Annotated in this window: 22 protein-coding genes and 1 riboswitch; of the genes, 7 read left to right on the plus strand and 15 right to left on the minus strand. The window is 69.6% G+C overall.

What is annotated here, in order from left to right; all coding sequences use genetic code 11:
* Positions 1-20 precede the first annotated feature (20 nt).
* The 3 genes from ABTZ43_RS00900 to ABTZ43_RS00910 all read right to left on the minus strand — a co-directional run bounded on the left by ABTZ43_RS00900 (position 21) and on the right by ABTZ43_RS00910 (position 3449).
* Positions 21-1034, minus strand: a complete 1014-nt coding sequence (locus tag ABTZ43_RS00900; protein ID WP_149422180.1) for an aldo/keto reductase family protein — start codon at positions 1032-1034, stop codon at positions 21-23.
* 80 nt (positions 1035-1114) lie between these two features.
* Positions 1115-2746, minus strand: coding sequence for a DUF4407 domain-containing protein (locus tag ABTZ43_RS00905; RefSeq protein WP_350537543.1), 1632 nt, complete (start codon positions 2744-2746; stop codon positions 1115-1117).
* Positions 2747-2879: 133 nt separating this feature from the next.
* Positions 2880-3449: a TetR/AcrR family transcriptional regulator gene (locus ABTZ43_RS00910; protein ID WP_045253331.1), complete on the minus strand. Its 570-nt coding sequence runs from the start codon at positions 3447-3449 to the stop codon at positions 2880-2882.
* 66 nt (positions 3450-3515) lie between these two features.
* On the opposite strand from ABTZ43_RS00910, the gene ABTZ43_RS00915 reads away from it, so the two are divergent.
* A complete protein-coding gene (locus ABTZ43_RS00915) occupies positions 3516-4154 on the plus strand; it encodes an NAD(P)H-dependent oxidoreductase (protein WP_149422178.1) in 639 nt (212 codons plus the stop codon).
* On the opposite strand, the gene rlmN is transcribed toward ABTZ43_RS00915, so the two are convergent.
* The gene (rlmN, locus tag ABTZ43_RS00920) at positions 4103-5407 is read right to left on the minus strand and encodes a dual-specificity RNA methyltransferase RlmN (RefSeq protein ID WP_188042288.1); all 1305 of its coding nucleotides are present in this window, start codon (positions 5405-5407) and stop codon (positions 4103-4105) included. The genes ABTZ43_RS00915 and rlmN overlap by 52 nt on opposite strands.
* A gap of 70 nt (positions 5408-5477) precedes the next feature.
* Here rlmN and ABTZ43_RS00925 point away from each other — a divergent pair, with 70 nt between their 5' ends.
* Both ABTZ43_RS00925 and ABTZ43_RS00930 read left to right on the plus strand, forming a co-directional pair.
* Complete coding sequence (locus ABTZ43_RS00925; protein ID WP_350537544.1) at positions 5478-6032, plus strand: ribosomal protein L7/L12; 555 nt, start codon at positions 5478-5480, stop codon at positions 6030-6032.
* A gap of 43 nt (positions 6033-6075) precedes the next feature.
* Entirely contained in the window at positions 6076-6825 is a 750-nt protein-coding gene (locus ABTZ43_RS00930; RefSeq protein WP_350537545.1) for a sulfite exporter TauE/SafE family protein, read from the plus strand.
* Positions 6826-6862: 37 nt separating this feature from the next.
* Here the strand turns inward: ABTZ43_RS00930 and ABTZ43_RS00935 are convergent, their stop codons facing one another.
* Positions 6863-7693, minus strand: coding sequence for an SDR family oxidoreductase (locus ABTZ43_RS00935; protein ID WP_056415183.1), 831 nt, complete (start codon positions 7691-7693; stop codon positions 6863-6865).
* A gap of 55 nt (positions 7694-7748) precedes the next feature.
* Positions 7749-8510, minus strand: a complete 762-nt coding sequence (locus ABTZ43_RS00940; RefSeq protein ID WP_350537546.1) for an SDR family NAD(P)-dependent oxidoreductase — start codon at positions 8508-8510, stop codon at positions 7749-7751.
* Positions 8511-8693: 183 nt separating this feature from the next.
* Between ABTZ43_RS00940 and ABTZ43_RS00945 the strand changes: the two genes are divergently transcribed.
* The gene (locus tag ABTZ43_RS00945; RefSeq protein WP_350537547.1) at positions 8694-9419 is read left to right on the plus strand and encodes a phosphotransferase; all 726 of its coding nucleotides are present in this window, start codon (positions 8694-8696) and stop codon (positions 9417-9419) included.
* A 3-nt stretch (positions 9420-9422) separates the two neighbouring features.
* Here the strand turns inward: ABTZ43_RS00945 and ABTZ43_RS00950 are convergent, their stop codons facing one another.
* The 5 genes from ABTZ43_RS00950 to ABTZ43_RS00970 form a co-directional block, all read right to left on the minus strand.
* Positions 9423-10724: a hemolysin family protein gene (locus ABTZ43_RS00950; protein WP_350537548.1), complete on the minus strand. Its 1302-nt coding sequence runs from the start codon at positions 10722-10724 to the stop codon at positions 9423-9425.
* Positions 10725-10818: 94 nt separating this feature from the next.
* Positions 10819-11850, minus strand: coding sequence for a TerC family protein (locus ABTZ43_RS00955; protein WP_056415170.1), 1032 nt, complete (start codon positions 11848-11850; stop codon positions 10819-10821).
* 221 nt (positions 11851-12071) lie between these two features.
* Positions 12072-12869, minus strand: a complete 798-nt coding sequence (locus ABTZ43_RS00960) for an energy-coupling factor transporter transmembrane component T family protein (protein ID WP_350537549.1) — start codon at positions 12867-12869, stop codon at positions 12072-12074.
* On the minus strand, positions 12866-14326 hold the full coding sequence (locus ABTZ43_RS00965) for an ABC transporter ATP-binding protein (protein ID WP_350537550.1): 1461 nt from the start codon (positions 14324-14326) through the stop codon (positions 12866-12868). The genes ABTZ43_RS00960 and ABTZ43_RS00965 overlap by 4 nt, the downstream gene beginning before the upstream one ends.
* Entirely contained in the window at positions 14323-14991 is a 669-nt protein-coding gene (locus tag ABTZ43_RS00970; RefSeq protein WP_350537551.1) for an ECF transporter S component, read from the minus strand. The genes ABTZ43_RS00965 and ABTZ43_RS00970 overlap by 4 nt, the downstream gene beginning before the upstream one ends.
* Positions 14985-15094, minus strand: a riboswitch (TPP riboswitch). (Overlaps the previous gene by 7 nt.)
* Positions 15095-15177: 83 nt before the next feature.
* Here ABTZ43_RS00970 and ABTZ43_RS00975 point away from each other — a divergent pair.
* Complete coding sequence (locus ABTZ43_RS00975; protein ID WP_350537552.1) at positions 15178-16800, plus strand: D-alanyl-D-alanine carboxypeptidase family protein; 1623 nt, start codon at positions 15178-15180, stop codon at positions 16798-16800.
* An 85-nt stretch (positions 16801-16885) separates the two neighbouring features.
* Here the strand turns inward: ABTZ43_RS00975 and ABTZ43_RS00980 are convergent, their stop codons facing one another.
* From ABTZ43_RS00980 to ABTZ43_RS00990, 3 genes are all read right to left on the minus strand, one after another.
* Complete coding sequence (locus ABTZ43_RS00980) at positions 16886-19129, minus strand: ABC transporter ATP-binding protein (RefSeq protein WP_350537553.1); 2244 nt, start codon at positions 19127-19129, stop codon at positions 16886-16888.
* Positions 19126-20853 carry an ABC transporter ATP-binding protein gene (locus ABTZ43_RS00985; RefSeq protein WP_149422168.1) on the minus strand — a complete coding sequence of 576 codons (1728 nt, stop codon included), beginning with the start codon at positions 20851-20853 and terminating at the stop codon, positions 19126-19128. The genes ABTZ43_RS00980 and ABTZ43_RS00985 overlap by 4 nt, the downstream gene beginning before the upstream one ends.
* Before the next feature lie 168 nt (positions 20854-21021).
* Complete coding sequence (locus ABTZ43_RS00990) at positions 21022-22083, minus strand: enoyl-CoA hydratase/isomerase family protein (protein WP_350537554.1); 1062 nt, start codon at positions 22081-22083, stop codon at positions 21022-21024.
* A gap of 121 nt (positions 22084-22204) precedes the next feature.
* Here ABTZ43_RS00990 and ABTZ43_RS00995 point away from each other — a divergent pair, with 121 nt between their 5' ends.
* Positions 22205-23734: an ATP-binding cassette domain-containing protein gene (locus ABTZ43_RS00995; protein ID WP_350537555.1), complete on the plus strand. Its 1530-nt coding sequence runs from the start codon at positions 22205-22207 to the stop codon at positions 23732-23734.
* Positions 23735-23815: 81 nt separating this feature from the next.
* Here the strand turns inward: ABTZ43_RS00995 and ABTZ43_RS01000 are convergent, their stop codons facing one another.
* On the minus strand, positions 23816-24265 hold the full coding sequence (locus ABTZ43_RS01000; protein WP_056415150.1) for a hypothetical protein: 450 nt from the start codon (positions 24263-24265) through the stop codon (positions 23816-23818).
* Between the two features lie 147 nt (positions 24266-24412).
* Here ABTZ43_RS01000 and ABTZ43_RS01005 point away from each other — a divergent pair, with 147 nt between their 5' ends.
* On the plus strand, positions 24413-25687 hold the full coding sequence (locus tag ABTZ43_RS01005; RefSeq protein WP_350537556.1) for an HNH endonuclease signature motif containing protein: 1275 nt from the start codon (positions 24413-24415) through the stop codon (positions 25685-25687).
* The last annotated feature ends 202 nt before the right edge of the window (positions 25688-25889 follow it).

The raw sequence follows: 25889 nt of genomic DNA on the forward strand, positions 1-25889 counted from the left end.
GGCCTTCGTCGTGTCCAGCCTCAGACCAGGCGCGTCTTGGGCGAGCTCGAGTAGGTGTGCTCGGGGTCGCTGGTGACCGCGTCGCCGAGCGCCGTGTCGATCGCGGCGAGCGTGTCGGCGTCGAGCGTCACGCCCGAGGCCTTGACGGTCTGGGCGAGCTGCTCTGGGCGCGATGCCCCCACGAGCGCGGCGGCGACGTTGGGGTTCTGCAGCACCCAGGCGATCGCGAGCTGCGGCATCGACAGACCCGCTTCGTCGGCGATCGGCTTCAGGCGCTGCACGGCGGTGAGGATGTCGTCCTGCAGGAAGCTCTTGATGAAGTCGGCGCCGCTGTTCGTGTCGGTCGCGCGCGAGCCGTCGGGAACCGGCTGGCCGGGCAGGTACTTGCCGCTGAGCACGCCCTGCGCCATCGGCGACCAGACGATCTGCGAGATGCCGAGCTCCTCGGAGGCCGGCACGACCTTGTCCTCGATCACGCGCCAGAGCATGGAGTACTGGGGCTGGTTCGAGATGAGCTGGATGCCGAGCTGCGTCGCGAGAGCGTGCCCCTCGCGGAGCTGCTCCGCCGTCCACTCGGAGACCCCGATGTAGAGGGCCTTGCCCTGACGGACGACGTCGGCGAACGCCTGGAAGGTCTCCTCCAGCGGGGTCTCGTAGTCGAAGCGGTGCGCCTGGTACAGATCGACGTAGTCGGTGCCGAGGCGCTCGAGCGAGCCGTCGATCGAGCGCAGGATGTGCTTGCGGCTCAGACCGGTGTCGTTGGGCCCCTTCGGACCCGTCGGGAAGTAGACCTTCGTGAAGATCTCGAGGCCGTCGCGGCGCTGGCCCTCGAGAGCCTTGCCGAGCACGACCTCAGCCGCCGTGTTGGCGTACGTGTCTGCGGTGTCGAACGTGGTGATGCCGGCCTCGAGGGCCGCGTGCACCGTCTTCACGGCGGCGTCGTCGCCGACCTGCGAGGCGTGCGTGACCCAGTTGCCGTAGGTGATCTCAGAGACCTTGAGACCGCTGTTGCCGAGATAGCGATAGTTGACCATGGGACAACGCTACCGGCCGCCACCGACACCGGGGCCGGAACTCCGTGACCGGTCTCAGAGCCGTGCCCTTCCCCCGCGTCTCAGACGCGGGGCTCGACCAGCTGCTCCTGCTCGGCGAGCGTCTGGGCCTGCGCGCGCTTCTCGGAGAGCTCGCGCTCCTGCGCCTCGGCACGCGCGTCGGCGGTCTGCGCCGCCTCCCTGCGCTCGGCGCGGGTCTGCGGCTCGCCGGTCGCGGCATCCGCCGTCATGCCCTGCGACTGCTCGGTCACGATCGCCGCCCGGTCGCGGAAGCCCTCGGCGGTGACCCGATCGAGCGCGACCTGCTTGCGGATCGCGGCCGCCTTCTCGTAGAGCGAGGGGTCGCCGTACGACGTGAGCACCTTCACCAGCACCGGAAGCAGCTCGATCATGAAGAACAGCGCGGCGATCAGGATGTGCGCCCAGAGGATCGTGGGCTCCTTCTCGCTCAGCCTGTTGAGTCCGCTGATCTGACTGAGCAGCCCGATGGCGCCGGCGTTGCCGGAGGCGACCGACTCGGCACGCGCGTTGTAGGCGGCGAGCGCGGTGTCGTAGCTGTCACGGGCGGCGGGCAGCTGCGACTGCGCCTCCTCGCGGTTCTGCGTCTCCGACGTGCTGGTGTTCTCCTTGGCCGCGGTGCCGGCCGCAGCCAGCTCCTCGTTCGCGGTGCGCAGCTGCGCGGCGAGCGCGTCGTAGGTCTGCTGCGCCTCGGCGAGCTGCGCCTGCGCGGCATCCGAGCTCGCGCCCTCGCCGTTGACGCCGGTGCAGCCGGGGACCGTGCCCGCGCCTTCGCCGGTGAGCTCGCACTGGTACAGCACCCGCGCCTGGTCGATGACGCCCTGCTGGGCGGTCATCTTGGCGGTGAGGTCGTCGACCGTGCCCTGTGCGGCCGATTCGCTCGCGGACGCCGAGTCGGTGCCGGCGACGATCCCCGTCGCCGCCTGGTTCTCGAGCGCGGCGACGCGTTCGGAGGCGGCATCGAGCGCCTTGCGCTCAGGGCCGGTCTCCAGTGCGTCCTGATCGGACTGCGCCTGGGTGATGTTGGTCGAGGCGACCTCGCGGGCGATGTCGTTGTGGAAGATCTGCAGCACCAGCGGCTCGGCCACGACGAAACCGATGATCGCCGCCATGACCACACGCGGGATCGCGAGGCCGATGAGGCGCCACACGTTCTTCGTCGAGGTCATGGTCGAGGTCAGGAAGCGGTCGAGGTTGAAGATGATCAGCGCCCACACGATCGCCAGCGGGGCGGCGAGCCAGATCGCGGCCTGCACGCCGGTGGTCAGCGCGAACAGCATCGAGATGGCCGAGACCAGCGCGGTCCCGGCGAGCACGAAGAACATCTGCACGAAGCGCGGGGTCTCGCCGGGCACACGATCGAGGATCTCGCCGTCGGCTCCGCCGAGGATCGCCAGCTGACGAAGGCGGGATCCGGGCACGCGGGGAGCGCGTTCGCGCGGCTGGCGGCGCGGCTTCGGCTCACGCACCGGACGAGCGGATGCCGTGGCGTCCTGCTCCTGCATGGGCTCGGACGCGGGGGTCGGGTCGGCCTGCCGCGGCTCCTGCAGATCGGCGCCGGTCGGCTCGTACTCGCGCAGGAAGTCGAGGTCGTCCGTGTCAGCGTTCGGGTCGCTGTCGAGGATGATCCGACCCTGGGAATCGAACCGTCCGGGACGGTGAGCAGAATAGGGCATTCCGATAATCTACGAAACGCCGCCTGTGGAAAGCGTGGACGAAGCCTGTGTTTCCGCCTCTGCGGCGCTGTTCCGCCGGCGCGGGGAGGGCGCGCAGCCCGAGCGCGGAGGGCGCGCAGCCCGAGCGCGGAGGTCAGCGGGAGAGCATGCGAGCGAGCGCCTCGGCACTCGCGGCGAGCGCATCGTCGAGGGAGAAGTGCCCGGCGGCGCACAGGGTCCCGAGGCCGTGCACGAGTCCCCAGACGGCGGTGACGCCGCTCTCGCTCTCGAGGCCCGCGGCGACGGATGCGGTCGACAGCAGCTCTTCGAGCTCGGCGATCAGCGGCGCCATGGTCTCGCTGGGCTCACCGGGGATGCACACGGTCGGGTCGTAAATCACGTCGAAGCCGTGCGGGTGCTCGACGGCGAAGCGGATGTAGGCGGCTCCGCCCTCGACCGCGGCGGAGGCCGGGTCGGAGGCGCCCTCGATCGACGTGCGCACCGCCGTGACCAGATCGGCCATGCTCCGCTCGGCCAGCACCTTGAGCAGACCGCGGCGGTCGGAGAAGTGGTGATAGGGCGCGTTGTGGCTCACGTCCGCCGCGCGCGCGACCTCGCGCAGGCTGATCTCCTGCGCCGGCCTGTCGACGAGCAGCTGCATCGCCGCCGCCTCGAGCGCGTGGGCGAGGTCGCCGTGGTGATAGCCGGATCGGGAACTTGACACAAGCAACATTGTTGCTTATCTTGACAGTGTCCACCAAAGCTTGACACTGTCAACATAGGAGTCCGCATGTCTTCCGCACTGATCATCGACGGCCACCCGGATGCCCGATCCCTCACCGCAGAACTCGCGCGTCGGTACGCCGCGGCCCACGGCGACGCCCGCATCCTCGCCCTGCGCGATCTCGACTTCGACCCGTCGCTGCGCTTCGGCTACCGCGAGCGCATGCCGCTCGAGCCCGACCTGATCGACGCCAAGCGCGCACTGGCCGAGGCGCGGACGGTCGTGGTCTTCACGCCGCTCTGGTGGGGATCGGTGCCCGCGCTGCTCAAGGGATTCTTCGATCGGGCACTCCTGCCGCAGCAGGAGTACCGCTACTCGAGGCTCGGGATGCCCGAGGGCCTGCTGACCGCCGCGAACGGTCGGCTGTTCCTGCTGGCGGACACCCCGTGGTTCCTCACGCCGTTCACCGGACTGCCGGCGCAGACGCACGTCGCCCGAGGAACGCTGCGGTTCTGCGGCATCCGCTCCGTTCGGACCACCCGGATGCTCGGCGTCAAGGACGCGAGCCCCGCACGCATCGAGTCATGGCTGTCGCGCGCCGAGCACCTCGGTCGCCGGGACGGCCTCCGCGATCGGAGCGGTTCCGCTGGGCCTCAGGCCATCGCTGCGGAGGTGGCCTCGTCTTCAGTCGTCGCGACGAGCTGACCGCACGCGCCGTCGATCTCCTTGCCGCGGGTGTCGCGCAGGGTGGTCGGAATGCCTGCGTCGTTCAGTCGGCGCACGAATTCGTCCGTGACGTCCTTGTCCGACGAGGTCCAGATCGAGCCGGGCGTCGGGTTCAGCGGGATCGGGTTGACGTGCACCCAGCCGCGACCGCGCTCATTGAGCTTGTCGGCGAGCAGGTCCGCACGCCAGGCATGGTCGTTCATGTCCTTGATCAGCGCGTACTCGATCGAGACACGACGGCCGGTCTTGGCGTAGTAGTCGTAGGCGGCATCCAGCGCCTCGTCGACCTTCCAGCGGGAGTTCACCGGAATGAGCTCGTCGCGCAGGTGATCGTCGGGCGCGTGCAGCGAGAGGGCGAAGGTCACCGGAATGCCCTCGTCGGCGAGCTTCTTGATCGCGGGCACGAGACCCACCGTCGAGACCGTGATGCCGCGTGCGCTCATGCCGAGGCCGTCGGGCTGCGGTGCGACCATCGAACGCACCGCGTCCATCACCCGCTTGTAGTTGGCGAGCGGCTCCCCCATGCCCATGAAGACGATGTTCGACACGCGCTCCGGCGTCTGCCCCGGTCCCTGAGCCTGACGAAGGGTCTTGCCGCCGAGACCGCCCTCGGCGATCAGACGGTTGGCGCGGACGATCTGCTCGATGATCTCGGCGGTCGACATGTTGCGGGTCAGACCCGCCTGCCCCGTGGCGCAGAACGGGCAGTTCATGCCGCATCCCGCCTGGCTCGACACGCACAGCGTGATCCGGCCGGGATAGCGCATGAGCACCGACTCGACGAGCGCACCGTCGTGCAGACGCCAGAGGAACTTGATCGTGTCTCCGCGATCGGTCTCGAGGCGGCGCACCTCGGTGAGCAGCGGCGGCAGCATGCCTGCGACGAGCTGCTCGCGAGTGTCGGCCGGAAGATCGGTCATCGCCGCCGCATCCGACGTGTAGTGGCGGAAGTAGTGGGTCGAGAGCTGCTTCGCGCGGAAGCCGGGCAGGCCGAGCTCCTTGACCTTCTCGATGCGCTCGGCAGGGGTCAGATCGGCGAGGTGCACCGGCGGCTTGCCGCGTTTGGGGCTCGCGAACTGCAGCAGCGGCCGCCCCTCGGCATCCTTCAGCTGGGTCCAGCCCTCGGTCGCCGGACGCACCTGGGCGGGTCCGGTGGAGCGGACAGCCCCCGAACGGGACGACGCGGGAGCCGTGGCGGGGCGCGTCTCGGGCGTGCGGGGAGTCTCGGTCATACCTCCAGGGTACGCGGTGGCGGATGGGAAGGCCCTTCGGCGAGAGCGCACGCGTCCCTAGACTGAGCGGATGGACACCATCCTCGTCATCGGCGGAGTCATCCTCGTCATCGCCGTCGGCGTGCTGATCCTCGCTGCCGCACTGCGGTCGATGCGTCCGCAGCCCCCCGAGCCGCAGACGTACACCCCGTCCCCCACGATGGGGCGCTCTGTCGCCGCCACCTCCACCTCGACCGCGTCGGCCTCGGCGCTCAGCCCGACCGCGATCGCCGAGATCGATCGCCTCGTCGCCGCCGGACAGAAGATCCAGGCCATCAAGGTCTACCGCGAGAACACCGGTGTGCGCCTGCAGGAGGCGAAGGACCGCATCGACCACTGGTCGGTCAGCACCACGGCCCCCCATCTCGCGGCGGTCTCGAACGCCTCGGCCGCATACTCATCGATCACGGCCACGCCGTCGTCGGTGCGCGGCGCCCTTCCGGCATCCGTCGCGGCAGAGGTCGACCGCCTCGTCGCCGCCGACGAGAGGATCCATGCGATCAAGCTGGTGCGCGAGCACACCGGTCTCGGGCTCAAGGCGTCGAAGGACGTTGTCGAGGCCTGGCCAGTGCAGCGCCACTCATGACCGGTGCAGCACCGCTCATGACCGCACGTCCCCTCGCGCGACGGTGATCGGACTCGAGCCCCTCGCCTGGGCGGCACTCGGCGTCGCGGCCCTCACGATCGGCGTCTCGAAGACCGCACTGCCGGGCGGCAGCATCCTGGCGATCGCTTTGTTCGCGACCGTCCTGCCCGCACGCACCTCGACCGCGGCGATGCTCCTGCTGCTGATCGTGGGCGACGTCTTCGCCCTGATCACCTATCGGCGGCATGCGCACTGGCCCACCCTGCTGCGCCTGGCCCCGGCCGTGGTCGCCGGACTCCTGGCCGGGTTCGCATTCCTGGCCTTCGCGGGCGATGGGATCGTGCGGCGCGCGATCGGAGTGATCCTGCTCGCGATGATCGCCGTCACCCTGTGGCGGCGATGGCGGCAGCACAGAGCGGATGCGGTCGCACCGGCCTCGGGCGGCATCCTGCTCTCCGGCGTCTACGGCACGCTCGGTGGTTTCACGACGATGGTCGCGAACGCGGGCGGGCCCGTCCTGTCGATGTACTTCCTGGCGACGCGCACGCCGGTGCAGGTGTTCCTGGGCACCTCGGCCTGGTTCTTCGCCATCATCAACCTCGTCAAGATCCCGTTCCTCGCGGGACTGGGACTCTTCGACGGGCACGTGCTGCTCATGGACGCCGTACTCGCACCGCTCGTCGTGATCGGCGCCCTCGGCGGCATCCGCCTGGCGAAGCGCATGGACCAGGTGCTGTTCGACCGCATCGTGATCGCGCTGACGATCGCCGGCGCCGTCTACCTGCTCTTCTGACCTGCCCGCCCTCGGCCGGGATGCCGTCGGCGGAGCGTCAGTCGAGGAAGATGTCGGGGAACAGCTGCGCGTCCGGGGTGCCCGCCACCGCGGCGTAGCCCGAGAAGTCGGTGACGCCGTCGGCCTCGAGCACGTCCTCGACGATCAGCGTCTGCCCGGTGTACTCGGCGGCGGGCTTGCACAGCACGGCGTATGCCGCGTCCGCATAGATGTCGGGGGTGCGGCTCGCGGCCATCACCCGGTCGCCGCCGAGCAGGTTCTGCACCGCCGCCGTCGCGATCGTGGTGCGCGGCCACAGGGTGTTCGCGGCGATCCCGTCGCGGGCGAACTCCGCGGCGAGCCCGAGAGTGACCATCGTCATCCCGAACTTCGCGAGCGTGTATCCGGTGTGCGCTCCGAGCCACTTCGGGCTGGGGTTCAGGGGCGGTGACAGCGACAGGATGTGCGGGTTCTCGGCATCCTTGAGGATCGGGATCGCCGCGCGCGACAGCATGAACGTACCGCGCACGTTGACGTCCTGCATCAGGTCGTACTTCTTGGCGCCGAGGTCGAGCGAGCGCGAGAGGTCGATGACGCTGGCGTTGTTGATGACGATGTCGATGCCGCCGAACTCACCCTGCGTCTTCAGCACGGCCTCGGTGATGTCGTCATCGTCGCGCACATCGCCGACGATGGGCAGCGCGCGTCCGCCCGCGGCGCGGATCTGCTCGGCAGCGCTGTGCACGGTGCCCTCGAGCTTGGGATGCGGGGTGTCGGTCTTCGCGAGCATCGCGATGTTGGCGCCGTCGGCCGCGGCGCGCAGCGCGATCGCGAGGCCGATGCCACGGCTGCCGCCGGACATGAGGATGGTCTTTCCTGCGAGGGACATGCGGTCTCCTTGGAGCGTGGGCGGCGGTGCGAGGGTCGCGGTCGGGGGTCGCGGTCTACTTCGGTGCCATGCGGATGGCGCCGTCGAGCCGGATGGTCTCGCCGTTGAGATAGCCGTTCTCGGCGATCTGCTGCACGAGGGCGGCGTACTCGTCGGGACGCCCGAGTCGCGAGGGGAACGGCACCTGCTGGCCGAGCGAATCCTGGGCGGCCTGCGGCAGCCCCATCAGCATCGGGGTCTCCATGATGCCGGGCGCGATCGTGCAGACGCGGATGCCGTGGCGGGCGAGCTCACGGGCGACCGGCAGGGTCATGGCATGCACGCCGCCCTTGGAGGCGGAGTAGGCGGGCTGCCCGATCTGTCCGTCGAACGCCGCCACGCTCGCCGTGTTCACGATCACGCCGCGGTCACCGTCGTCGGTCGGGTCGTTCTTCGCCATGACGGCCGCGGCCTGCGACAGCACGTTGAAGGTGCCGACCAGGTTGATGCGCACGACGCGCTCGAAGTCGGTGAGCGCGGCGGGGTTGCCCTCGCGGTCCAGCACCTTGGCGGGCGGCGCGATGCCGGCGCAGTTCACGACGATGCGCAGCGGGGCGGTGTCCTGTGCCGCGGCGGCGGCTGCGGCCGCGTCGTCCGCGTTCGTCACGTCGCCGGAGACGAACACCCCACCGAGCTCGGCGGCGACGTCGGCGCCGTGCGACGACGGCAGGTCGAGGACGGTGACGACGGCGCCGGCGGCGGCGAGCCTGCGCGCGGTGGCGAGGCCCAGACCGGACGCACCGCCGGTGATGAGAGCGCTCGAGCCCTGGATCTGCATGCGGTTCTCCTTCGAAACGGGTGCGACTCAGTGTCAGCTTAGCTGATTCGGAGTGTCAGACTGAGCCTCGGTCCGCTCGGGGGCGGCCCGTCGACCACGAGCCTACGCCGCGGGAGGCGGACGGAAGGGCCGCACGAGAGAATGGTCGTGCAGCCGTCACCGACCGGAAGGAGGACCCGCACCGTGAGCATCCCGAGCCAGGCCGTCGAGATCCCGGCCGTCGTGCGGACCCTCGCCGGCGAGGCCGCACTGGCCCCCGTCTGGGTGAACGGCATCGGAGGCGTGACCTTCCGCACCGACGACGGGCGCTACATCAAGTGGGGTCCGCACGATGCCGAGGCGAACATGCGCGACGAGGCCGTGCGCATGCGCTGGGCTCGCCGATGGATCGCGGTGCCCGAGGTCCTCGATCAGGGCCAGGACGCCACCCACGAGTGGCTGGTCACCGCGGCGCTGCCCGGCGTCAGCGCCGTCGACCCCCGCTGGGCCGACGAGCCCGCGACGGCGGTGCGCGCGGTCGGGAGGGCGCTGCGGAGCCTGCACGACGCCCTGCCCGTCGAGCACTGCCCCTGGAACTGGAGCCCGCAGTGGCGGATCTCGAACGCCCTCGAGCGCGGCGTCGCCGTGCCGGACGACCTGCGCACGCCGCCGAGCATCGACCTGCTGGTGGTGTGCCACGGCGATGCGTGCATGCCCAACACCCTGCTCGACGACGACGGTCGGCCGCTCGCGCATGTCGACCTCGCAGCCCTCGGGGTCGCCGATCGCTGGGCGGACCTCGCCGCGGCCTCGATGAGCACGGAGTGGAACTTCGGCCCGGGGTGGGCCGATGCGCTCATCGAGGCCTACGGCGTCGCCCCCGATCGGGAGCGGCTGGAGTACTACCGGAGGCTGTGGAACGAGACCTGAGCGTCAGTTCTCGCCGGCGGGTTCGACCGGAGCATCCGCTCCCTCGTGAAGCGCGACGCGGATCTCCGAGATCCGTCGACGATCCACGGCCGTGACGCGGATCGTCGCACCGGGCACCTCGACCGCGTCGCCCACCACCGCGAGGCGTCCGAGCATCTCGGTGACGAACCCGGCGACCGTGTCCGACGCCCCGCGGGGCAGAGCGATCCCGGTGATCTCGGCGAAGTCCTGCAGATTCAGGCGTCCGTCGAGGGCGCCGCCGGCGGCCGGCATCCGCTCTTCGGTGTCGTACTCGTCGAAGATCTCGCCGACGACCTCTTCGACGAGGTCCTCGAGGGTCACGATGCCGTCGGTTCCGCCGTACTCGTCGACGACGACCGCGATGTGGTGCGACGACGCCCGCAGGCGGGTCAGCGTCGGCAGCACCCCGGCCGTCGACGGGACGTACTCGACCGGGCGCATGAGTTCGACCACGGGTCGCTCCGCATCGGCCGCCGCGGCCTCGAACAGGTCGCGCACGTGCACGAAGCCGACGATGTCGTCGAGCGAGGCGTCGATCACCGGATACCGCGAGAACGGCAGCTCTCGCACCTGGGCGATCGCTTCGGCCAGGGGCGCGGCGCCGTCGAGCGCGACGACCTCGGGCCGCGGCCGCATGACCTCGCTCACCTGGCGTCCCCGCAGGGACAGCACGTCGTCGAGGATCCGTCGCTCCTCGTCGGGCAGGCTCTGGTGCGTCGCGACGATGTCGCGCAGCTCTTCGTCGCTGAGTTCGTCCGCCGCCTTGTTCGGGTCGCCGCCCAGCAGGCGCACGACCGCATTCGTCGACACCGAGAGCAGCCAGATGACGGGTCGCATGATCGTGGCGAAGCCGTCGAGCACCGGTGCGACCGCGTAGGCGAACTGCGCGTTGCGCTGGATGGCGAGGCGCTTGGGCACGAGCTCGCCCAGCACGAGGGACAGGTACGCGATCACGAGGGTGAGCAGCACTGTCGCGAGCGTCAGCGCCAGCGGTGCCGCGACGCCGAGATTCTCGAGCAGCGGCGCGACCGACGGGGCGATCGAGGTCGCACCGTACGCCGCAGAGGCGAACCCGGCGACGGTCACGCCGATCTGCACCGCCGAGAGGAAGGTGTTCGGGTTCCTCGCCAGGCCCGCGACCTTCTCGCCGCGCTTGCCGCGAGCGGCGATCGCGTTGAGCTGGCTCTCGCGCAGGGTGACGAGTGCCATCTCCGTCGCGGCGAACACTCCGCCGACGAGGACGAACACGAACACCAGGGCGATGTTGACCGCGAGATCGCCCATCAGCGGGTCACCTCGAGCGGTGCGGGGGTGCCCGAGGTCACTCGGGCACCGGGTCTGTCAGGGTCTGCGGACGCGTCGGAGCGGCGCGACTGGTTCACGAGTGTTCCTTCTGTGTGTCGGTGGTGAGGGGTGCAGAGGTCGAGGCCGCGGCCGCATCGATCCGGTCGTCGCGGCGCGTCTTCATGAGGCTGGCGACGGTCGCCACGGCGATGGTCGCGCCGATGAACACGAGCGAGAACCAGATGGGGATCTCGGGCGCCCACAGCATCGGCTCGCCGCCGTTGATGAACGGCAGCTCGTTGACGTGCATCGCGTGCAGCACGAGCTTGACGCCGATGAAGGCGAGGATGACCGCGAGGCCCTGCGCCAGGTACACCAGGCGCTCCAGTAGACCGCCGATGAGGAAGTACAGCTGACGCAGACCCATGAGGGCGAAGGCGTTGGCCGTGAAGACGATGTACGCCTCTTCGGTCAGGCCGTAGATCGCGGGGATCGAGTCGACCGCGAAGATCAGGTCGATGAACCCGATCGCGATGATCACGAGGAACATCGGGGTGAAGAAGCGCTTGCCGTCTCGCTGGACGGTCAGGCGGTCGCCGTTGTACTCGTTGCTCACGGGCAGGATGCGGCGCACGAGGCGCATGAAGCGGCCGTTGGCCGGGTCGGACTCGCCGTGGGCGAAGGCCTGACGGTAGGCGAGGAACAGCAGCAGCGCGCCGAAGAGGTAGAAGATCCAGGAGTAGTTCTCGATCAGAGCCGCGCCGAGCGCGATGAATCCACCGCGCATGATCAGCGCGATGACGATGCCGATCATCAGCACCTTCTGCTGATACTTGCGCGGCACGGCGAAGCCGGTCATCACGATGAGGAAGACGAAGAGGTTGTCGATCGACAGCGCCTTCTCCGTGAGGTATCCGGCGAAGTACTCGCCGCCGTACGTCCAGCCCGACACCGCGCCGATTCCGACGCCGAACAGCAGTGCGAGGCCGATGTAGAACGCCGACCAGCGGGCGGATTCGCCGATGGTGGGCTCATGGGGCTTTCGCACGTGGGCGAAGAACTCGTACACGAAGAAGGCGATCGTGACGGCGATCGTGATGATCCACACGAGAGGCGTGATGTTCAAGAGGTCTCCAGAAGACGTAGGCGTGACGATGTCGACGCCAAGGTCTTCTCCATCCTCGCGAACGAGGACCGGGGACCCGGGATGCAGGGACATCCGTAATGACGAGCCGCCCGTGGTGGAGTACTCCCCTTGGGTTCACTCGATGCTAGCGAATACATCGGCATTCCAGCTATGAGAATGCTGAATATCGTCAGGCGGTCGCCGGGTCAGGCGGTCGCCGATCAGGCGGTCGGGCCGAGGATGAAGTTCCACGCCCCCGTCGCCACGGCCGCCGCGATCGCCGAGGCCGGGATGACGGCGGCGAGGAGCACCAGCAGGGTGTCGCGACGATCCCACGTCGATTCGCGGGCCCAGGATCTCGGTTCCGGACCGCCGAAGCCGCGCGCCTCCATCGCCGTCGCCAGCGACGACCCACGCCGGATGGCGAGCACGAACAGGGCGAACGCCATGCCGAACGCGCGGCGCACGCGCCCCTCGTCGGCGACACCCCTGGCACGCCGTGCCAGCGCGAGCGCACGCCAGTCATCGACGAGCAGACCGAGCATGCGCATTCCGGCGAGCGCTCCGACCACGAAACGGGCGGGGAGCTTCGCGCGCTGCGCGAGGTCGTCCGCGAGGTCGGTGGGGTCGACGGTGACGAACAGCACCACCGCGGGGAGTCCGATCGCGAGCACGCGCACGGCCGTCGCCGCGGCGAGCGCCAGTGACCCGTCGCTGACGCGCATGACCAGCCACTCGAAGTGGACCGTGCCGCTCGTCGCGCCGTACAGAGCGATGGTGACGGCGCTCAGGGGCGCCGCGACCCACAGCACGGCGGTGCGGATCCAGAACTCTCGGGCACGCAGACCGGCGAGCAGCAGCAGCGGGATCTCCAGGAGCAGCGCGACGGATGCCGAGACGACGTCGATCGTCAGCACGAGCGGCACCGCGATGAGCAGGGCGGCGGCGAGCTTCGCCAGCGCGGAGCGCGGAGCGACGGGTCCCGGCCGCTCGATGCGGGCGGTCAGCGGGTCGATCATCGCCCGACCTCGAGACGTCGGGCGTGCAGGGCCTCGAGGACGGCCTCATCGTGGCTGATCGCGACGACAGCGGCGCCCTGATCCCGCAGATCGGCGATCAGCGCGACGAGTTCGGCCCACGTGGTGGCGTCCTGACCGAACGTGGGCTCGTCGAGGACCAGCATCCGTGGGCGGGTGGCGAGCGCAGCGGCGACCGTCAGCCGCCGCTTCTCGCCCCCCGAGAGGGTGTACGGATTCGCCCCGGCGACCGATGCGAGTCGCAGGCGGTCGAGCAGCTCGTCGACGCGCGCGGTGATCTGGGGCTCCGGCATCCGCAGCGCCCGAGGGCCGACCGCCAGCTCGTCGCGCACGGTCTTCGCGAGCAGCTGATGCTCGGGAGTCTGCATCACGGTCGCGATGCGGGTGAGCAGCGCGCGCGACGACCATCGGAAGGGATCGTCCCGCTCGCCTGCGGCCAGGGCGGGAAGAGCGCGGACACGGCCGTCCTCCGGAGGGAGCAGGCCTGCGAGGGTCAGCCCGAGCGTCGACTTGCCCGTGCCGTTCGCACCGGTCACCCCGAGCACCTCGCCGGCGCGCACCTCGAGGTCGAGCGGACCGGCGACGGGCAGGCCGCGCTGCCGGGCGACGGTGACGCCGCGCGCCTCGAGGAGGCGCTCCCCGGCGTCGTGTGCGGGAGCGGGGGGCGCGATCGGCGGATGCCCCGGCACCCAGACCCCGGATGCCGCGAGCTCCGCGCCGCGCGCCCCGAGCACCTCGTCCGGACTGCCGTCGGCGAGCACGACGGTGCCTTCGGGGTCTGCGCCGAGCACGATCACCCGGGTGACCAGCGGCAGCCAGACGTCGATGCGGTGTTCGATCACGACGAGGGTCGCGCCGCTGACCTCGAGCGCCGCGGCCACGGCGTCCCGCACGTCACGCACTCCCTGGGGGTCGAGATTGGCGGTCGGCTCGTCGAGCAGGATCGCCCCGGGTCGCATCGCGAGCACGCCGGCGAGTGCGAGCCGCTGCTTCTGCCCGCCCGAGAGCGCCGAGGTCGAGCGATCCATCGGGACGTCGAGCCGCACGGCATCCAGCGCCGCCCGCACACGGGTCCAGATCTCCTGACGGGGAACGCCGAGGTTCTCGCATCCGAAAGCCACGTCGTCACCGACCCGCGCGAGGATCGTCTGCGTGTCGGGGTCCTGCAGCACCATGCCCACCCGGCCGCGTTCTGCGGCCGCCGGACGGCCGTCGACGAGCAGCGCGCCGTGCGTCTCGCCCTCGTCGGCCCCGCCGAGCACACCGCCGAAGCCCTGGAGCAGGGTGGACTTGCCCGCACCGGAGGAGCCGAGCAGCAGCACGCGCTCCCCCGGTTCGATACGCAGATCGACGGCGCGCACGGCCCACCGCAGTCGCGTGGCGTACCGCCACCCCCAGCCACGGGCTTCGAGGGTGGCGGGTGTCGTGGGGGCGCTCACACCCGTGCGGTGACCTCACGACCGGCGGCGAACCGGCCGAGCGCGCCCGTGGCCGCGAGACCCCGGGCGATCAGCCAGGCTCCGAGCCCGGCGATCACCGCACCCGAGATGGTGGTCGAGACGATGTAGACCGTGGTGAAGAGCGTGTCCGCCCCCGCGTACCAGAGGATGCGGTCGTTGATGCCGCAGGCGAGTCCTGCCCCGGCGCCCGCCAGCATCGCGACCGGGAGACGCCAGACCCCGTACACGAAGAGGAGGAAGACGAGCTCGGCACCGAGACCCTGCACGAGGCCCGACACGATGGTGAGCGGACCCCAGGCATTGCCGACGAGGGCCGAGATGACCGCGGCCACCAGCTCGGTATAGAGCGCCGCACCCGGCTTGCGGATGATCAGCGCCCCGAGCACGCCGGCGATCAGCCAGGGGCCCGCGAGGAGCCCCTGCACTCCGGGAAGCAGGGGCTTCAGGATGCTGCTCGGCACCTCGTACCCGACGTTCCAGAGCAGGAAGATCAGCGCGCAGGCGACGGCGATGACGCTGGCGACGACGATGTCGACGACCCGCCACCGCCACAGCTCCGGGCGGCCGAGGCCCCGAGAGGCCGAGGCGGCGGATGCCGATGCGGGTGCGGACCCGGTGGTGGATCCGGACGTGGATGTACTCATCAGTGACTCCTCCCTGCGCTGGCATGACCCAGATCAGGTTCGACGGTCGAAGCGCGATTCGCTCCCTCTCAGCCCGGCTCGCCGGACTCCCGTGGTTTGTGCTCTCGATCTTACCCAGTGCCGACACTCCCGTCTGCTTCCGTTGCCGCGCCGCTGATCTGCGTGCGGGTTCGGTACCGTGAGGAGGTGACCGCTCCCGACTCCGCCGAGGCCACCCCGTCCGACGCCCTCGGCACCGATGCACCCGGCACCGATGCCCCCGGTGCTGTCGCGACCGCCGATGCCGAGACCGGGGATGCTCCGACCGGGGATGCTGAGACCGTCGACGCCGAGACACCCGATGCTGCGACCGCCGCCCCTGCGGCGCTCGATGCCGAGATCGTCGATGCCGAGATCATCGATGTGGAGACGCTCCACGCCGCGGCCGCCGATGCCGAGCCGCAGTGGGCGGATGCCGGCAGCGGCGGCACTCCCCTCACCTGGGTCGACCCGCTCGACGTCGCCGCGCACACGTCCTCGGGCTCCCTGGACACCGCGCCGCATCCGACCTCTGAGACCGGACTGCTGAGCGACGCGAGCCTGCGCCCGGCGATCGCCCGTCCCGGGTTGCTGGTGCCCGCCGGCATCCTCGTCGGACTCGTCGCCGCGTACGCCGGCACCACCCTGCTGTGGCCGCTGCACGAGGTGGCGCCGACCGTGCGGGCCGTGGAGATCGCTCCGGTCGCCGCCTCCGCGGCGGCGTTGACGTGGCCGGGGCAGGGGAGCGCTGCCGCCGGCATCGCCGGGATCGGCACCGCGTCGTCCTCCGTCGACCAGGCCGCGATCGCCAGCGTCACGAAGGTCGTCTCGAGCCTGATGGTGCTCGACAGGATGCCGCTCGCGGTCGGCGAGCAGGGTCCCGAGTTCGCCTTCACCCGCGCCGACAACCTCGCCTACTGGGACTACCGCCGCTCCGACCAGTCCGCCCTGGACGTGCCGGTGGGCGGCACCCTCACCGAGCTGCAGATGCTGCAGGGCACACTGCTCGGATCCGCGAACAACTACATCGATCGTCTCTCCCGCGAGATCTGGGGGTCGGAGTCGGCGTTCACCTCCGCCGCCGCGCAATGGCTGGGCGATCGGGGTCTCGACGGCATCACGATCGTCACGCCTTCGGGGTTCGACGCCCGCAACACGGCCACCCCGGAAGCGCTGGTGGCGCTCGCCGAACTCGCGATGCAGAATCCGGTGTTCGCAGGCATCGTGGGCACCCCGTCGGTCGATCTGCCCGGAGCCGGAACCGTCGTGAACACCAACGGCATGCTCGCAGACCCCGGAGTGGTCGGAGTGAAGACCGGCACGCTCGACGACAGCTGGAATCTGCTGACGGCGAAGGACATCACCGTCGACGACACGACGGTGCACCTGTATGCCGCCGTGCTCGGCCAGACCGACGATGCACAGCGGCTGGCGGAGACGCGCTCCCTGTTCTCGCAGATCGAGACCGCACTGACGGGCCAGGCACCCGCCGTCCCGAAGGGCACGGTCGTGGGCGCCGTCACGACCCGATGGGGTACGACCACGGATGTCGTGACGGATGCCGACGCCGAACTCGTGCTGTGGAACGGCACGTCCGCGCAGACGACCACGACATTCACCCTCGGCGAGAACCGTGAGTCGGGTGAGGCGATCGGCACGGCGACGAGCGTCGGTCCGCTGAACACCGTGACCACCTCGGTCTCCCTGGTCGACGACGTCGAGGGACCGAGTCCCTGGTGGCGCCTGACGCACCCTCTCGAACTCTTCGGCCTCGCCGACGAGCAGCGCTGACCCCCGGCAGCGAGCGGCTTCGGCGGCGGAACGAGAAAGCGAACGCCCCACCCGGATGATCGGGTGGGGCGTTCGCCGTCTGCGGTCAGTGCGTGGTCTCTCCGGCATCCGGGCGCTCCACGACCGCCTGGGCCGCGGCCGCCTCGGCGGTGGGGACCTGCGCCCCGACCGACGCACCGATCTGCGCGGCACTCGCCGCATCGTCGGCATCGCCGCTCACGACCACCGGAGTCGTCCCGGTGAGCGCGTCCTCGGCATCGATGTCGGTCGCGGCCTGCTCGAACTGCGACTGGTACAGCCGCCAGTAGGCGCCCTGTGCCGTGATGAGCTCGTCGTGCGTGCCCTTCTCGACGATGTCTCCGTGCTCCATGACGAGGATGAGATCGGCGTCACGGATCGTCGACAGCCGGTGCGCGATCACGAACGACGTGCGCCCCTGTCGCAGCGCGGCCATCGCGTTCTGCAGCAGCAGCTCGGTGCGGGTGTCGACGGCCGACGTCGCCTCATCGAGGATGAGGATCGACGGCTGGGCGACGAACGCTCGCGCGATCGTGATGAGCTGGCGCTCTCCCGCGGAGACGTTGGAGGCGTCTTCGTCGAGCACGGTGTCGTATCCCTCGGGGAGGGCGTGCACGAAGCGGTCGACGTACGTCGCCTTCGCGGCCTCGAGCACATCCGCGTCGGTCGCAGTGGACCGCCCGTACCGGATGTTCTCGCGGATGGAGCCCGCGAACAGCCACGGATCCTGCAGCACCATGCCCGTGCGCGAGCGCAGCTGGTCCCGCGTGATCTCAGAGATGTCCTGGCCGTCGAGGAGGATGCGCCCGCCGTCGAGCTCGTAGAACCGCATGATCAGGTTGACCAGCGTCGTCTTTCCCGCTCCGGTCGGTCCGACGATCGCCACGGTCTGGCCGGGCTCGACGCGGAACGACAGGTCGGTGATCAGCGGACGATCGGGCGTGTACGAGAACGCGACGTTCTCGAACTCGACGACGCCCTCGCCGTCGGCGAGCATCGGCGCATCGGGCTCGTCGGCCTCCTGCTCGTCGGTGTCGAGAAGCTCGAACACGCGCTCCGCCGATGCGGTTCCGGACTGCACGACCGCAGCCATGCCGCCGAGCTCCGACAGCGGCTGCGTGAACTGCTGCGAGTACTGGATGAACGCCTGCACGTCGCCGAGACGCAGCTGGCCGCTCGCGACCATGAGACCGCCGAGCACGGCGATGCCGACGTAGGTGAGGCTGCCGACGAAGGTCATCGCCGGCATGATGATGCCGGAGAGGAACTGCGCCTTGAAGCTCGCCTGGAACAGCTCCTCGTTCTCGTCCTTGAACTTGTCGAGGGCGTCCTTCTCGCGACCGAACACCTTGACGAGCGCGTGTCCCGAGAACGCCTCCTCGACGCGGGCGTTCAGACGCCCCACCTTGCGCCACTGCGTTCCGAAGGCCTTCTGCGACCGCGGACCGATGACGCCGAAGATCACGCCCATGAGAGGCAGTGCGACGAGGGCGACGAGAGCGAGCTGCCAGGAGATCGAGAACATCAGCACCAGCACGCCCACGACCGTCAGCACGGCGGTGATCGCGCCCGACAGCGACTGCTGCATGGTCTGCGTGATGTTGTCGATGTCGTTGGTCACGCGCGAGATCAGGTCACCGCGCTGCACCTTGTCGAAGTACGACAGCGGCAGGCGGTTGATCTTCGCTTCGACCGACTCGCGCAGGCGCCACATGGTGCGCACCATGATGACGTTGATGACGTAGCCCTGGATCCAGCTGAGGAAGGCCGCGACGATGTAGATCGCGAGCACGGCGATGATGACCCACCGCAGCGCCTCGAAGTCCACCCCCTCGCCGACCCGGAAGTCGCCGAGGGCCGAGATCTGGTTCGCGTAGTCGTCCTGTCCTCCCTGGCGGAGCGCTTCGACCACGTCGTCCTTCGCGGTGCCGGCGGGGAAGCCCGGGAAGTCCCCGTTCGCCTGCGCGAGCTGCACCGAGATGAAGCCCTTGTAGATGAGGTTGGTCGCCTCGCCGAGCACCTTGGGGGCGGCCACCGTCAGCACGACGCCGACGGCACCCGCGATCGACACCAGGATGAACCACACGGCGGACGGCTTGAGCAGACCGATCATCCGGCTGAAGCTCTTGCCGAAGTTGTCGGCCTTGCCCGGTGCGACGCTGTCCCAGCCGCCGCCGTTCTGTCGTGCCTTCTCGGCGAGCTCGGCCTCGTACTTCTCCTCCTCGGTCAGTTCCGGCTCGGCCGGCTGCGCGACGTCCGCCTGGGCGGCGGCGCGACCACGTCGGGTCTTCGGCGTGTTCTGCTCGCTCATGCGTCCACCCCCAGCTGCGACTCGACGATCTCCCGATAGGTCGTGCTCGTCTCGAGCAGTTCCGCGTGCGTGCCGACGCCGACCATGGTGCCTCCCTCGAGCACGACGATGCGGTCCGCATCCGTGATGGAGGACACTCGCTGAGCGACCACGATCTTCGTGACATGGGGCAGTTCGCGCCACAGCGCCTGCCTCAGGCGGGCGTCCGTGGTGAGGTCGAGAGCGGAGAACGAGTCGTCGAAGACGAGGATCTGCGGCTGCCGGACGATCGCGCGGGCGATCGCGAGACGCTGCCGCTGACCGCCCGACACGTTCGTACCGCCCTGCGTGATGCGCGACTCGAGCCCCTGCGGCATCTCCTCGACGAAGTCGCGACCCTGCGCGATCTCGAGCGCATGCCAGAGCTCCTCGTCGGTGGCCTCCTCGCGTCCGTAACGGAGGTTCGATGCCACGGTTCCGGTGAAGAGGAACGGGCGCTGCGGCACGAGGCCGATCGTCGCCCACAGCGACTCCACATCGGCCTCGCGCACGTCGACGCCCCCGACGGAGACAGCGCCGCCCGAGGCGTCGAACAGGCGGGGGATCAACGACACCAGCGTGGTCTTGCCCGCACCCGTCGATCCGACGATCGCCACGGTCTCTCCGGGTTCTGCGCCGAAGCTGATGCCCGTGAGCACGGGCGAATCGGCACCCGGGTACGTGAACTCGACGCCGTCGAAGGCGACGGATCCGGGCGTCGGGAAGTCGGTCACGCCGTTCGTCGGACGCTCCATGCTGGACTCCGTGTCGAGGACCTCTCCGATGCGCTCGGCCGAGACGGCCGCACGGGGGATCATGATCGCCATGAAGCTGGCCATGATCACACCGCCCATGATCTGACCGATGTACTGCATGAAGGCGAAGATCGTTCCCACCTGCACGGTGCCGCTGTTGACCTCGATCCCTCCGAACCAGACGACGGCGACCACGGTGACGTTGAGGATGAGCATGAACAGCGGGAACAGGAGGACGAAGAGGGAGCCGACCTTGCGACCGACGACCATGATGTCCGTGTTCGCGCCGCGGAAGCGCTCCTCTTCGATTCGTTCGCGCACGAAGGCGCGCACCACGCGGACTCCGGTCAGCTGCTCGCGCATGACGCGGTTCACGGTGTCGAGCCTGCCCTGGTAGCTGCGGAAGAGGGGCACCATCCGGCTGACGACGAGACCCGCCACGATCAGCAGCAGCGGAACGGAGACCGCGATCAGCCAGCTGAGGCCGATGTTCGTCTGCACCGCGAAGATGATGCCGCCGATCGCGAGGAGGGGCGCGGTGACGAGCATCGTCGCACCCATCATCGCGAGCATCTGCACCTGCTGCACGTCGTTGGTGTTGCGGGTGATGAGCGAGCCCGCTCCGAACTGCGACACCTCGCGCTCGGAGAATCCGCTCACCTTTCCGAAGACGTCGGCGCGGATGTCGCGACCGGCGCTCATCGACGCGCGCGCGGCGAAGTACGTGGCGATGACCGACGCGGTGATCTGCCCGAGCGACACGGCGAGCATGAACAGCCCGGTGCGCCAGATGTAGTCGGTGTCGGACTGCGCGACGCCCTTGTTGATGATGTCTTCGTTCAGACGGGGCAGGTAGAGAGTCGCGATCGCGCTGGCGAACTGGAAGACCAGCACGGCCACGAGCAACCACTTATAGCGGGACAGATATCGGACGAGGATTTTTCCCAGCACAGGCGGACTTTCTAGGAAGGATGGCGTCGCTGATCTCTCGGCGGGCGGACGCGGGCCGACGATCGCGCACAAGCTAGAGTGCCACGAACCGCTGACATTCGTATCCCCCTGCCGGTGGACCTTCGCTCACAGCGAACCGACGCCACCCGCTCGGCGGCCCCGCCGTCGTCAGAACAGCCGCGGCTCCGGCACGAACTCGCGGGCACCGGCACCGGCATCCGCGGGCAGGTCGGCGATGGATGCCGGATCCCACCGCGGGTTCCGATCCTTGTCGATCAGCTGCGCGCGGATCCCCTCGACGAGGTCGGGGTGCCGCGTGACGAACCACATCACACGCCGGTATTCGCCCTCGAGCGCTGCACGCAGCCCCGGGAGCTCGCGCGCCTCGCGGACGGCGTCGAGGGTCACCGCCAGCCCGGTCGGCGCCAGGGATTCGAGGACCTCGGCGGCCTCGGCGGCCTCGGGAGCATCGTGCGCGTGCAGGCGCTCGAGGATGCCCGCGACCGTGTCGGCGGAGAACGCCTCGTCGATCCATCCGCGGGACTCGGGAAGAGCGGACGGCTCGGGGGTCTCGTCGAAGAGCAGCACGATCTCGGCGGGCCCGGTCGGGTCCGCGCGGTAGGCGAGCGCCTCGCGCAGGGCGTCGAGCCGGTCCGAGGGCACGAAATGGTCGGCGAACCCGAGCAGCACCGCATCGGCGCCGTCCATGGTGCCGCCGGTGAGACCGAAGTACTCCCCGAATCGTCCGGGCGCCCGCCCGAGCAGCCACGTCCCGCCGACATCCGGGGTGAACCCGATGCGAGTCTCCGGCATAGCGATCTTCGAGCGCTCGGTGACGATGCGGATCGAGGCGTGCCCGGAGAGCCCGACCCCGCCGCCCATCGTGATGCCGTCGGCGATCGACACGATCGGCTTCGGGTACTCGGCGATCATCGCGTTGAGCGCGTACTCCGCGCGGAAGAACTCCGCCGCCTCGTCCGCATGACCCGCCACGATCTGCGCATGCAGGCCCCGCACGTCGCCGCCGGCGCACATCCCCCGCTCGCCCGCCCCGTCGATGACGACGATCTGCACGTCGGTGTCGTCCCGCCACGCCTCGAGGGCCTCGGCCAGCAGCCGGACCATTCCGAAATCGAGCGCGTTGATGGCTTCGGGCCTGTTCAGGGTGAGCCTGCCGAGGGCGCCGTCGGTGCGGACGAGGACCCGGGAGACGTCGAGGGAATCGGTCACGGGTGCCAGGCTACCCCGTACATTCGGCCTTGCCACGGCGGCCGTTCGTGGGGTAAATACGCGATCCAGCGGCTTTTCCGGCAGGATAGACGGAACTGCCCACTGCAACGAGAGGTCGCAGATGCCCGACGGACAGGTGCTGGAGTTCACGCACGTGACCAAGCGCTTCAATGACGTGACGGCGGTGTCCGACTTCTCCGCGCGAGTCGAGCCCGGCGTCGTGACCGCTTTCCTCGGCCCGAACGGAGCCGGAAAGACGACGACGCTGCGCATCCTCCTGGGTCAGGTGCGCGCCACCAGCGGAACCGCGACGATCGGCGGTGTCGCGTTCCCCGACCTGCGTCATCCGCTGCGCACCATCGGATCGGTCCTCGAGGAGACGGCCTACCGTCCGCGCCGCTCGGCCGAACGCCAGCTCACCATCGCGGCCAAGGCGAACGGCATCCCGCTCTCCCGCGTCGACGAGGTGCTCGCGCTGGTCGGTCTCGAGCACGAGGCCGAGGGCCGCATCGGCAGCTTCTCACTCGGCATGCGCCAGCGCCTGAGCGTCGCGCACGCCCTGCTCGGCGACCCGGGCGCTCTCGTCTTCGACGAGCCGGCGAACGGCCTCGACCCCGAGGGCATCCGCTGGATCCGCCTCCTGATGCGCCGGCTCGCCGACGAAGGTCGCACGGTGCTCGTCTCCTCGCACGTGTTGAGCGAGGTCGAGCAGGTCGCCGACAACGTGCTCGTGCTCTCGAAGGGCCAGCTGATGCTCTCGAGCGGCATCGAGACGCTCGCCGATCCGTCGTCCGGATCCGTGGTCGTCGACGCCGCCGATCGCGCCGCGCTCACCACCGCGCTCTCGGCCGCCGGGCTCGAGGTCGAGGTGCTCCGCTCGGGACTCACGGTGCGCGGCAGCGACGCCGGAACGGTCGGTGCGATCGCGGCATCGGCCGGGATCGCGCTCAGCACGCTCGTGCAGCGCGGACCCACCCTCGAAGACGTCTTCATCGATCTCGTGCGCGGCGGCCGGTTCGAGCCGCGCGCCGACGCAGCGCCTGCGGCGATCGAGGCGCCTGCCGTCGTCGAGACGCCTGAGGCTGTCGACGCGGATGCGGCTGTCGAGGCTGAGGCGGCTGTCGAGACGGATGCGGTCGTCGAGGCTGAGGCTGAACCTGCCGTCGCGGCTGCGGACGACGAGAACGACGTCCCGGGCGAAGCGTCTGCCGAGGAGTCGGAGACTGTCGAGTCCGAGGCGCGTGCCGAGGAGTCGGCAGCCGAGGAGGAACCGGTGTCAGCCGAGACCGACGCACCTGCCGAGCCCGCCGAGGATGCGGCGTCAACCGGTTTCGAGGCGCCTGCCGAGTCCGCCACCGCACCGTCTTTCGACGAGATCCTGTTCGGCACGACGCCGGCGACTACTGCGGACGACGAGGCGGATGACGACGAACCTGAGGACGACGACCCGCGGTCCGCAGCCGTCAGCTCCATGCTCGCCCAGGCGGCTCGGGCGTATTACGAGGACGAGCCGAGGGAGTACCCGCTCGAGAACGCGTCGAGTGAGGACAGCGTCGTCGAGAGCATCGACGAGGCCGCGCCCGAGGGTGCTGCCGTCGAGAGTGCTGCCGACGACTCGGAGCAGAACGACTCCGAGCCTCATCGTTACTGAGACCTGACGCGAACGCCCTCCACGCCGCACGGCGGTGGAGGGCGTTCCTCGTTCATGAGGGAGTCTCGGCGCTCCCCGGCCTCACGCCGGACGCGGGCGGATCACCGGACGCCGGCTGCCCTTCGACACGGGGACCGGGGAGGTGGCGACGATCTCCTCGACATCCGCGGGCTCATCCGTCACGTCGAGCCTGAGCGCCTGCGTTAGTGCGAGACCGTGGCTCGTGGTGAGGATCAGTCGCCGGTACTGGTCGTCGCCGAGGAGGTCGACGACGACGCTCGGTCGCCGCCTGCGGATCAGCACGAAGTCGGTACTGCCGGCGGCCTTCCACGTTCCGGCGGCGAGGATGCCCGGAATGTGCGTCCCCGGATTGGGAACTCCCCGAAGCCACGTCCACGCGTCGTCGATCAGCTGCACCTTCGCGATGGTCTCTCGCTCGATGCGGAGATTGTCGCGGTGAAAGCTCGCAGCCCGCTCGATCGGCGAGAGCACGACCTCGAGTCGCGTCTGATCAAGCAGCAACGTCACCATGCGTCCAGTCTGCCAGCGGCACCCGCCCAGATGTCTGTGTCTTGCTCACAGGAAGGCAACGATCCCTTGTCGGTTCCCACGTGTCCACGTCTTTCTCCCATTCCGATGTTCTGCTCGACATTCGAACAAACGTACTAGAATCGGAGTATGACCTCGACCACAGACCTCAGCCTCGAACAGCGCGGTGCGCTGCTCGATTCCTGGGTCGAGAAGCGACGTCAGATCGCCCGACTGGAGGCGGAGGCGTCTGACATCCTCGCCGAGCGGATGCGGCTCTGCACGGCCGAGTCCGAAGAGCACCCCTACCACCGTGACGCGATCCATCGATCCATGGTCGCGGAGTACGCGGCCGCCGGGCAGATGAGCCAGGGCAGCGTCGAATACGCGCTCACAGACGCGGGATTCCTCGCCGACGGCCGCCACCCCCGCGTGCAGGAGGCGTTCCGAGCCGGAGCGATCTCGGCCGCACACGTCCGCGAGATCGTGCGGGCGGCGGGAGTGGTCCGAGAGGCCGTGAACAACGGACGGGCCGACTCCGATGCGCTGCCGTTCTACGACAGCGCGGCGGTCATCGTCGCCGAGCACGAGACGCCGGCCCGCACCCGCGCGCACATGCGCGAGCTCGCCGCCGCCCTCGCCGGCTCGACGACGGTGGAGCGTCACGCACGAGCGACATCGGAGCGCACCGTCACGCTGCGGTCCGCCGACGACGGCTTCTCCGTCCTGAGCGTCGTCCTCCCCGAACACCTCGCCACGGCGATCCACGACCGTCTCACCCGGCTGGCGCGGGTGGTGATCGCGGGGCGGGGCGGCGACGGGATCCAGGTCGAGATGACGGACTCACGCTCCATCGACCAGGTGCGCACCGACCTCCTCATCGACCTGCTCCTGACCTCCGACCCGAGCGCGGCGAACGGCTCGGGTCTCGACAACATCCAGGCTCGGATCCAGGTGACCGTCGCGGCGACGACGCTCGCCGGGATCGATGACCGTCCTGCCCACCTCGACGGACACGGACCGCTGCACCCCGACGTGGCCCGCGACCTCGCGGGACGCAACGGCGGGTGGTCACGTCTGTTCCTCGATCCGTCAGGGCTCGTCGTGGAGACGGATGCCTACACCCCGACCGAATCGATGCGACGATTCCTGCGGGCCAGAGATCAGCACTGCCGATTCCCGGGATGCAGGATGCCGGTGCATCGATGCCAGCTCGACCACACGTTCGATCATGCGAAAGGCGGCAGGACCGAGATCCACAACCTGGGTCACCTGTGCGCGACCCACCATGTGCTCAAGCATCCCGACGTCGGCGACGACCATCGATGGACCGCCCATCAGCTCCCTGACGGAACCATCGACTGGCGGAGTCCGCTCGGACGCACCTACCGCGATACTCCGCCGCGCCGGGTCATGTTCGTATGAGGACCCGTGGGGTTTGCATGACGACGTGGAACGATCGCGTGACGACCCGAGACCGAGACGCCGAACACGTTCGCGTGACGACCCGAGACAGTCGCGCGACGACCCGAGACAGTCGCGCGACGACCCGAGACAGTCGCGCGACGACCCGAGACGTTCGCGTGACGACCCGACGCGTTCGCGTGACGGCCCGTGACGGATGCGC

The organism is Microbacterium sp. NPDC097977 (assembly GCF_040302605.1).
In the GTDB taxonomy this organism is placed as follows: domain Bacteria; phylum Actinomycetota; class Actinomycetes; order Actinomycetales; family Microbacteriaceae; genus Microbacterium.

Coding starts and splice junctions, on each gene's coding strand:
- ABTZ43_RS00900 (WP_149422180.1), bottom strand. CDS start 1,034: ATGGTCAACTATCGCTATCTCGGCAACAGCGGTCTCAAGGTCTCTGAG.
- ABTZ43_RS00905 (WP_350537543.1), bottom strand. CDS start 2,746: ATGCCCTATTCTGCTCACCGTCCCGGACGGTTCGATTCCCAGGGTCGG.
- ABTZ43_RS00915 (WP_149422178.1), top strand. CDS start 3,516: ATGTCTTCCGCACTGATCATCGACGGCCACCCGGATGCCCGATCCCTC.
- rlmN (WP_188042288.1), bottom strand. CDS start 5,407: ATGACCGAGACTCCCCGCACGCCCGAGACGCGCCCCGCCACGGCTCCC.
- ABTZ43_RS00925 (WP_350537544.1), top strand. CDS start 5,478: ATGGACACCATCCTCGTCATCGGCGGAGTCATCCTCGTCATCGCCGTC.
- ABTZ43_RS00935 (WP_056415183.1), bottom strand. CDS start 7,693: ATGTCCCTCGCAGGAAAGACCATCCTCATGTCCGGCGGCAGCCGTGGC.
- ABTZ43_RS00940 (WP_350537546.1), bottom strand. CDS start 8,510: ATGCAGATCCAGGGCTCGAGCGCTCTCATCACCGGCGGTGCGTCCGGT.
- ABTZ43_RS00950 (WP_350537548.1), bottom strand. CDS start 10,724: ATGGGCGATCTCGCGGTCAACATCGCCCTGGTGTTCGTGTTCGTCCTC.
- ABTZ43_RS00960 (WP_350537549.1), bottom strand. CDS start 12,869: ATGATCGACCCGCTGACCGCCCGCATCGAGCGGCCGGGACCCGTCGCT.
- ABTZ43_RS00970 (WP_350537551.1), bottom strand. CDS start 14,991: ATGAGTACATCCACGTCCGGATCCACCACCGGGTCCGCACCCGCATCG.
- ABTZ43_RS00980 (WP_350537553.1), bottom strand. CDS start 19,129: ATGAGCGAGCAGAACACGCCGAAGACCCGACGTGGTCGCGCCGCCGCC.
- ABTZ43_RS00995 (WP_350537555.1), top strand. CDS start 22,205: ATGCCCGACGGACAGGTGCTGGAGTTCACGCACGTGACCAAGCGCTTC.
- ABTZ43_RS01000 (WP_056415150.1), bottom strand. CDS start 24,265: ATGGTGACGTTGCTGCTTGATCAGACGCGACTCGAGGTCGTGCTCTCG.
- ABTZ43_RS01005 (WP_350537556.1), top strand. CDS start 24,413: ATGACCTCGACCACAGACCTCAGCCTCGAACAGCGCGGTGCGCTGCTC.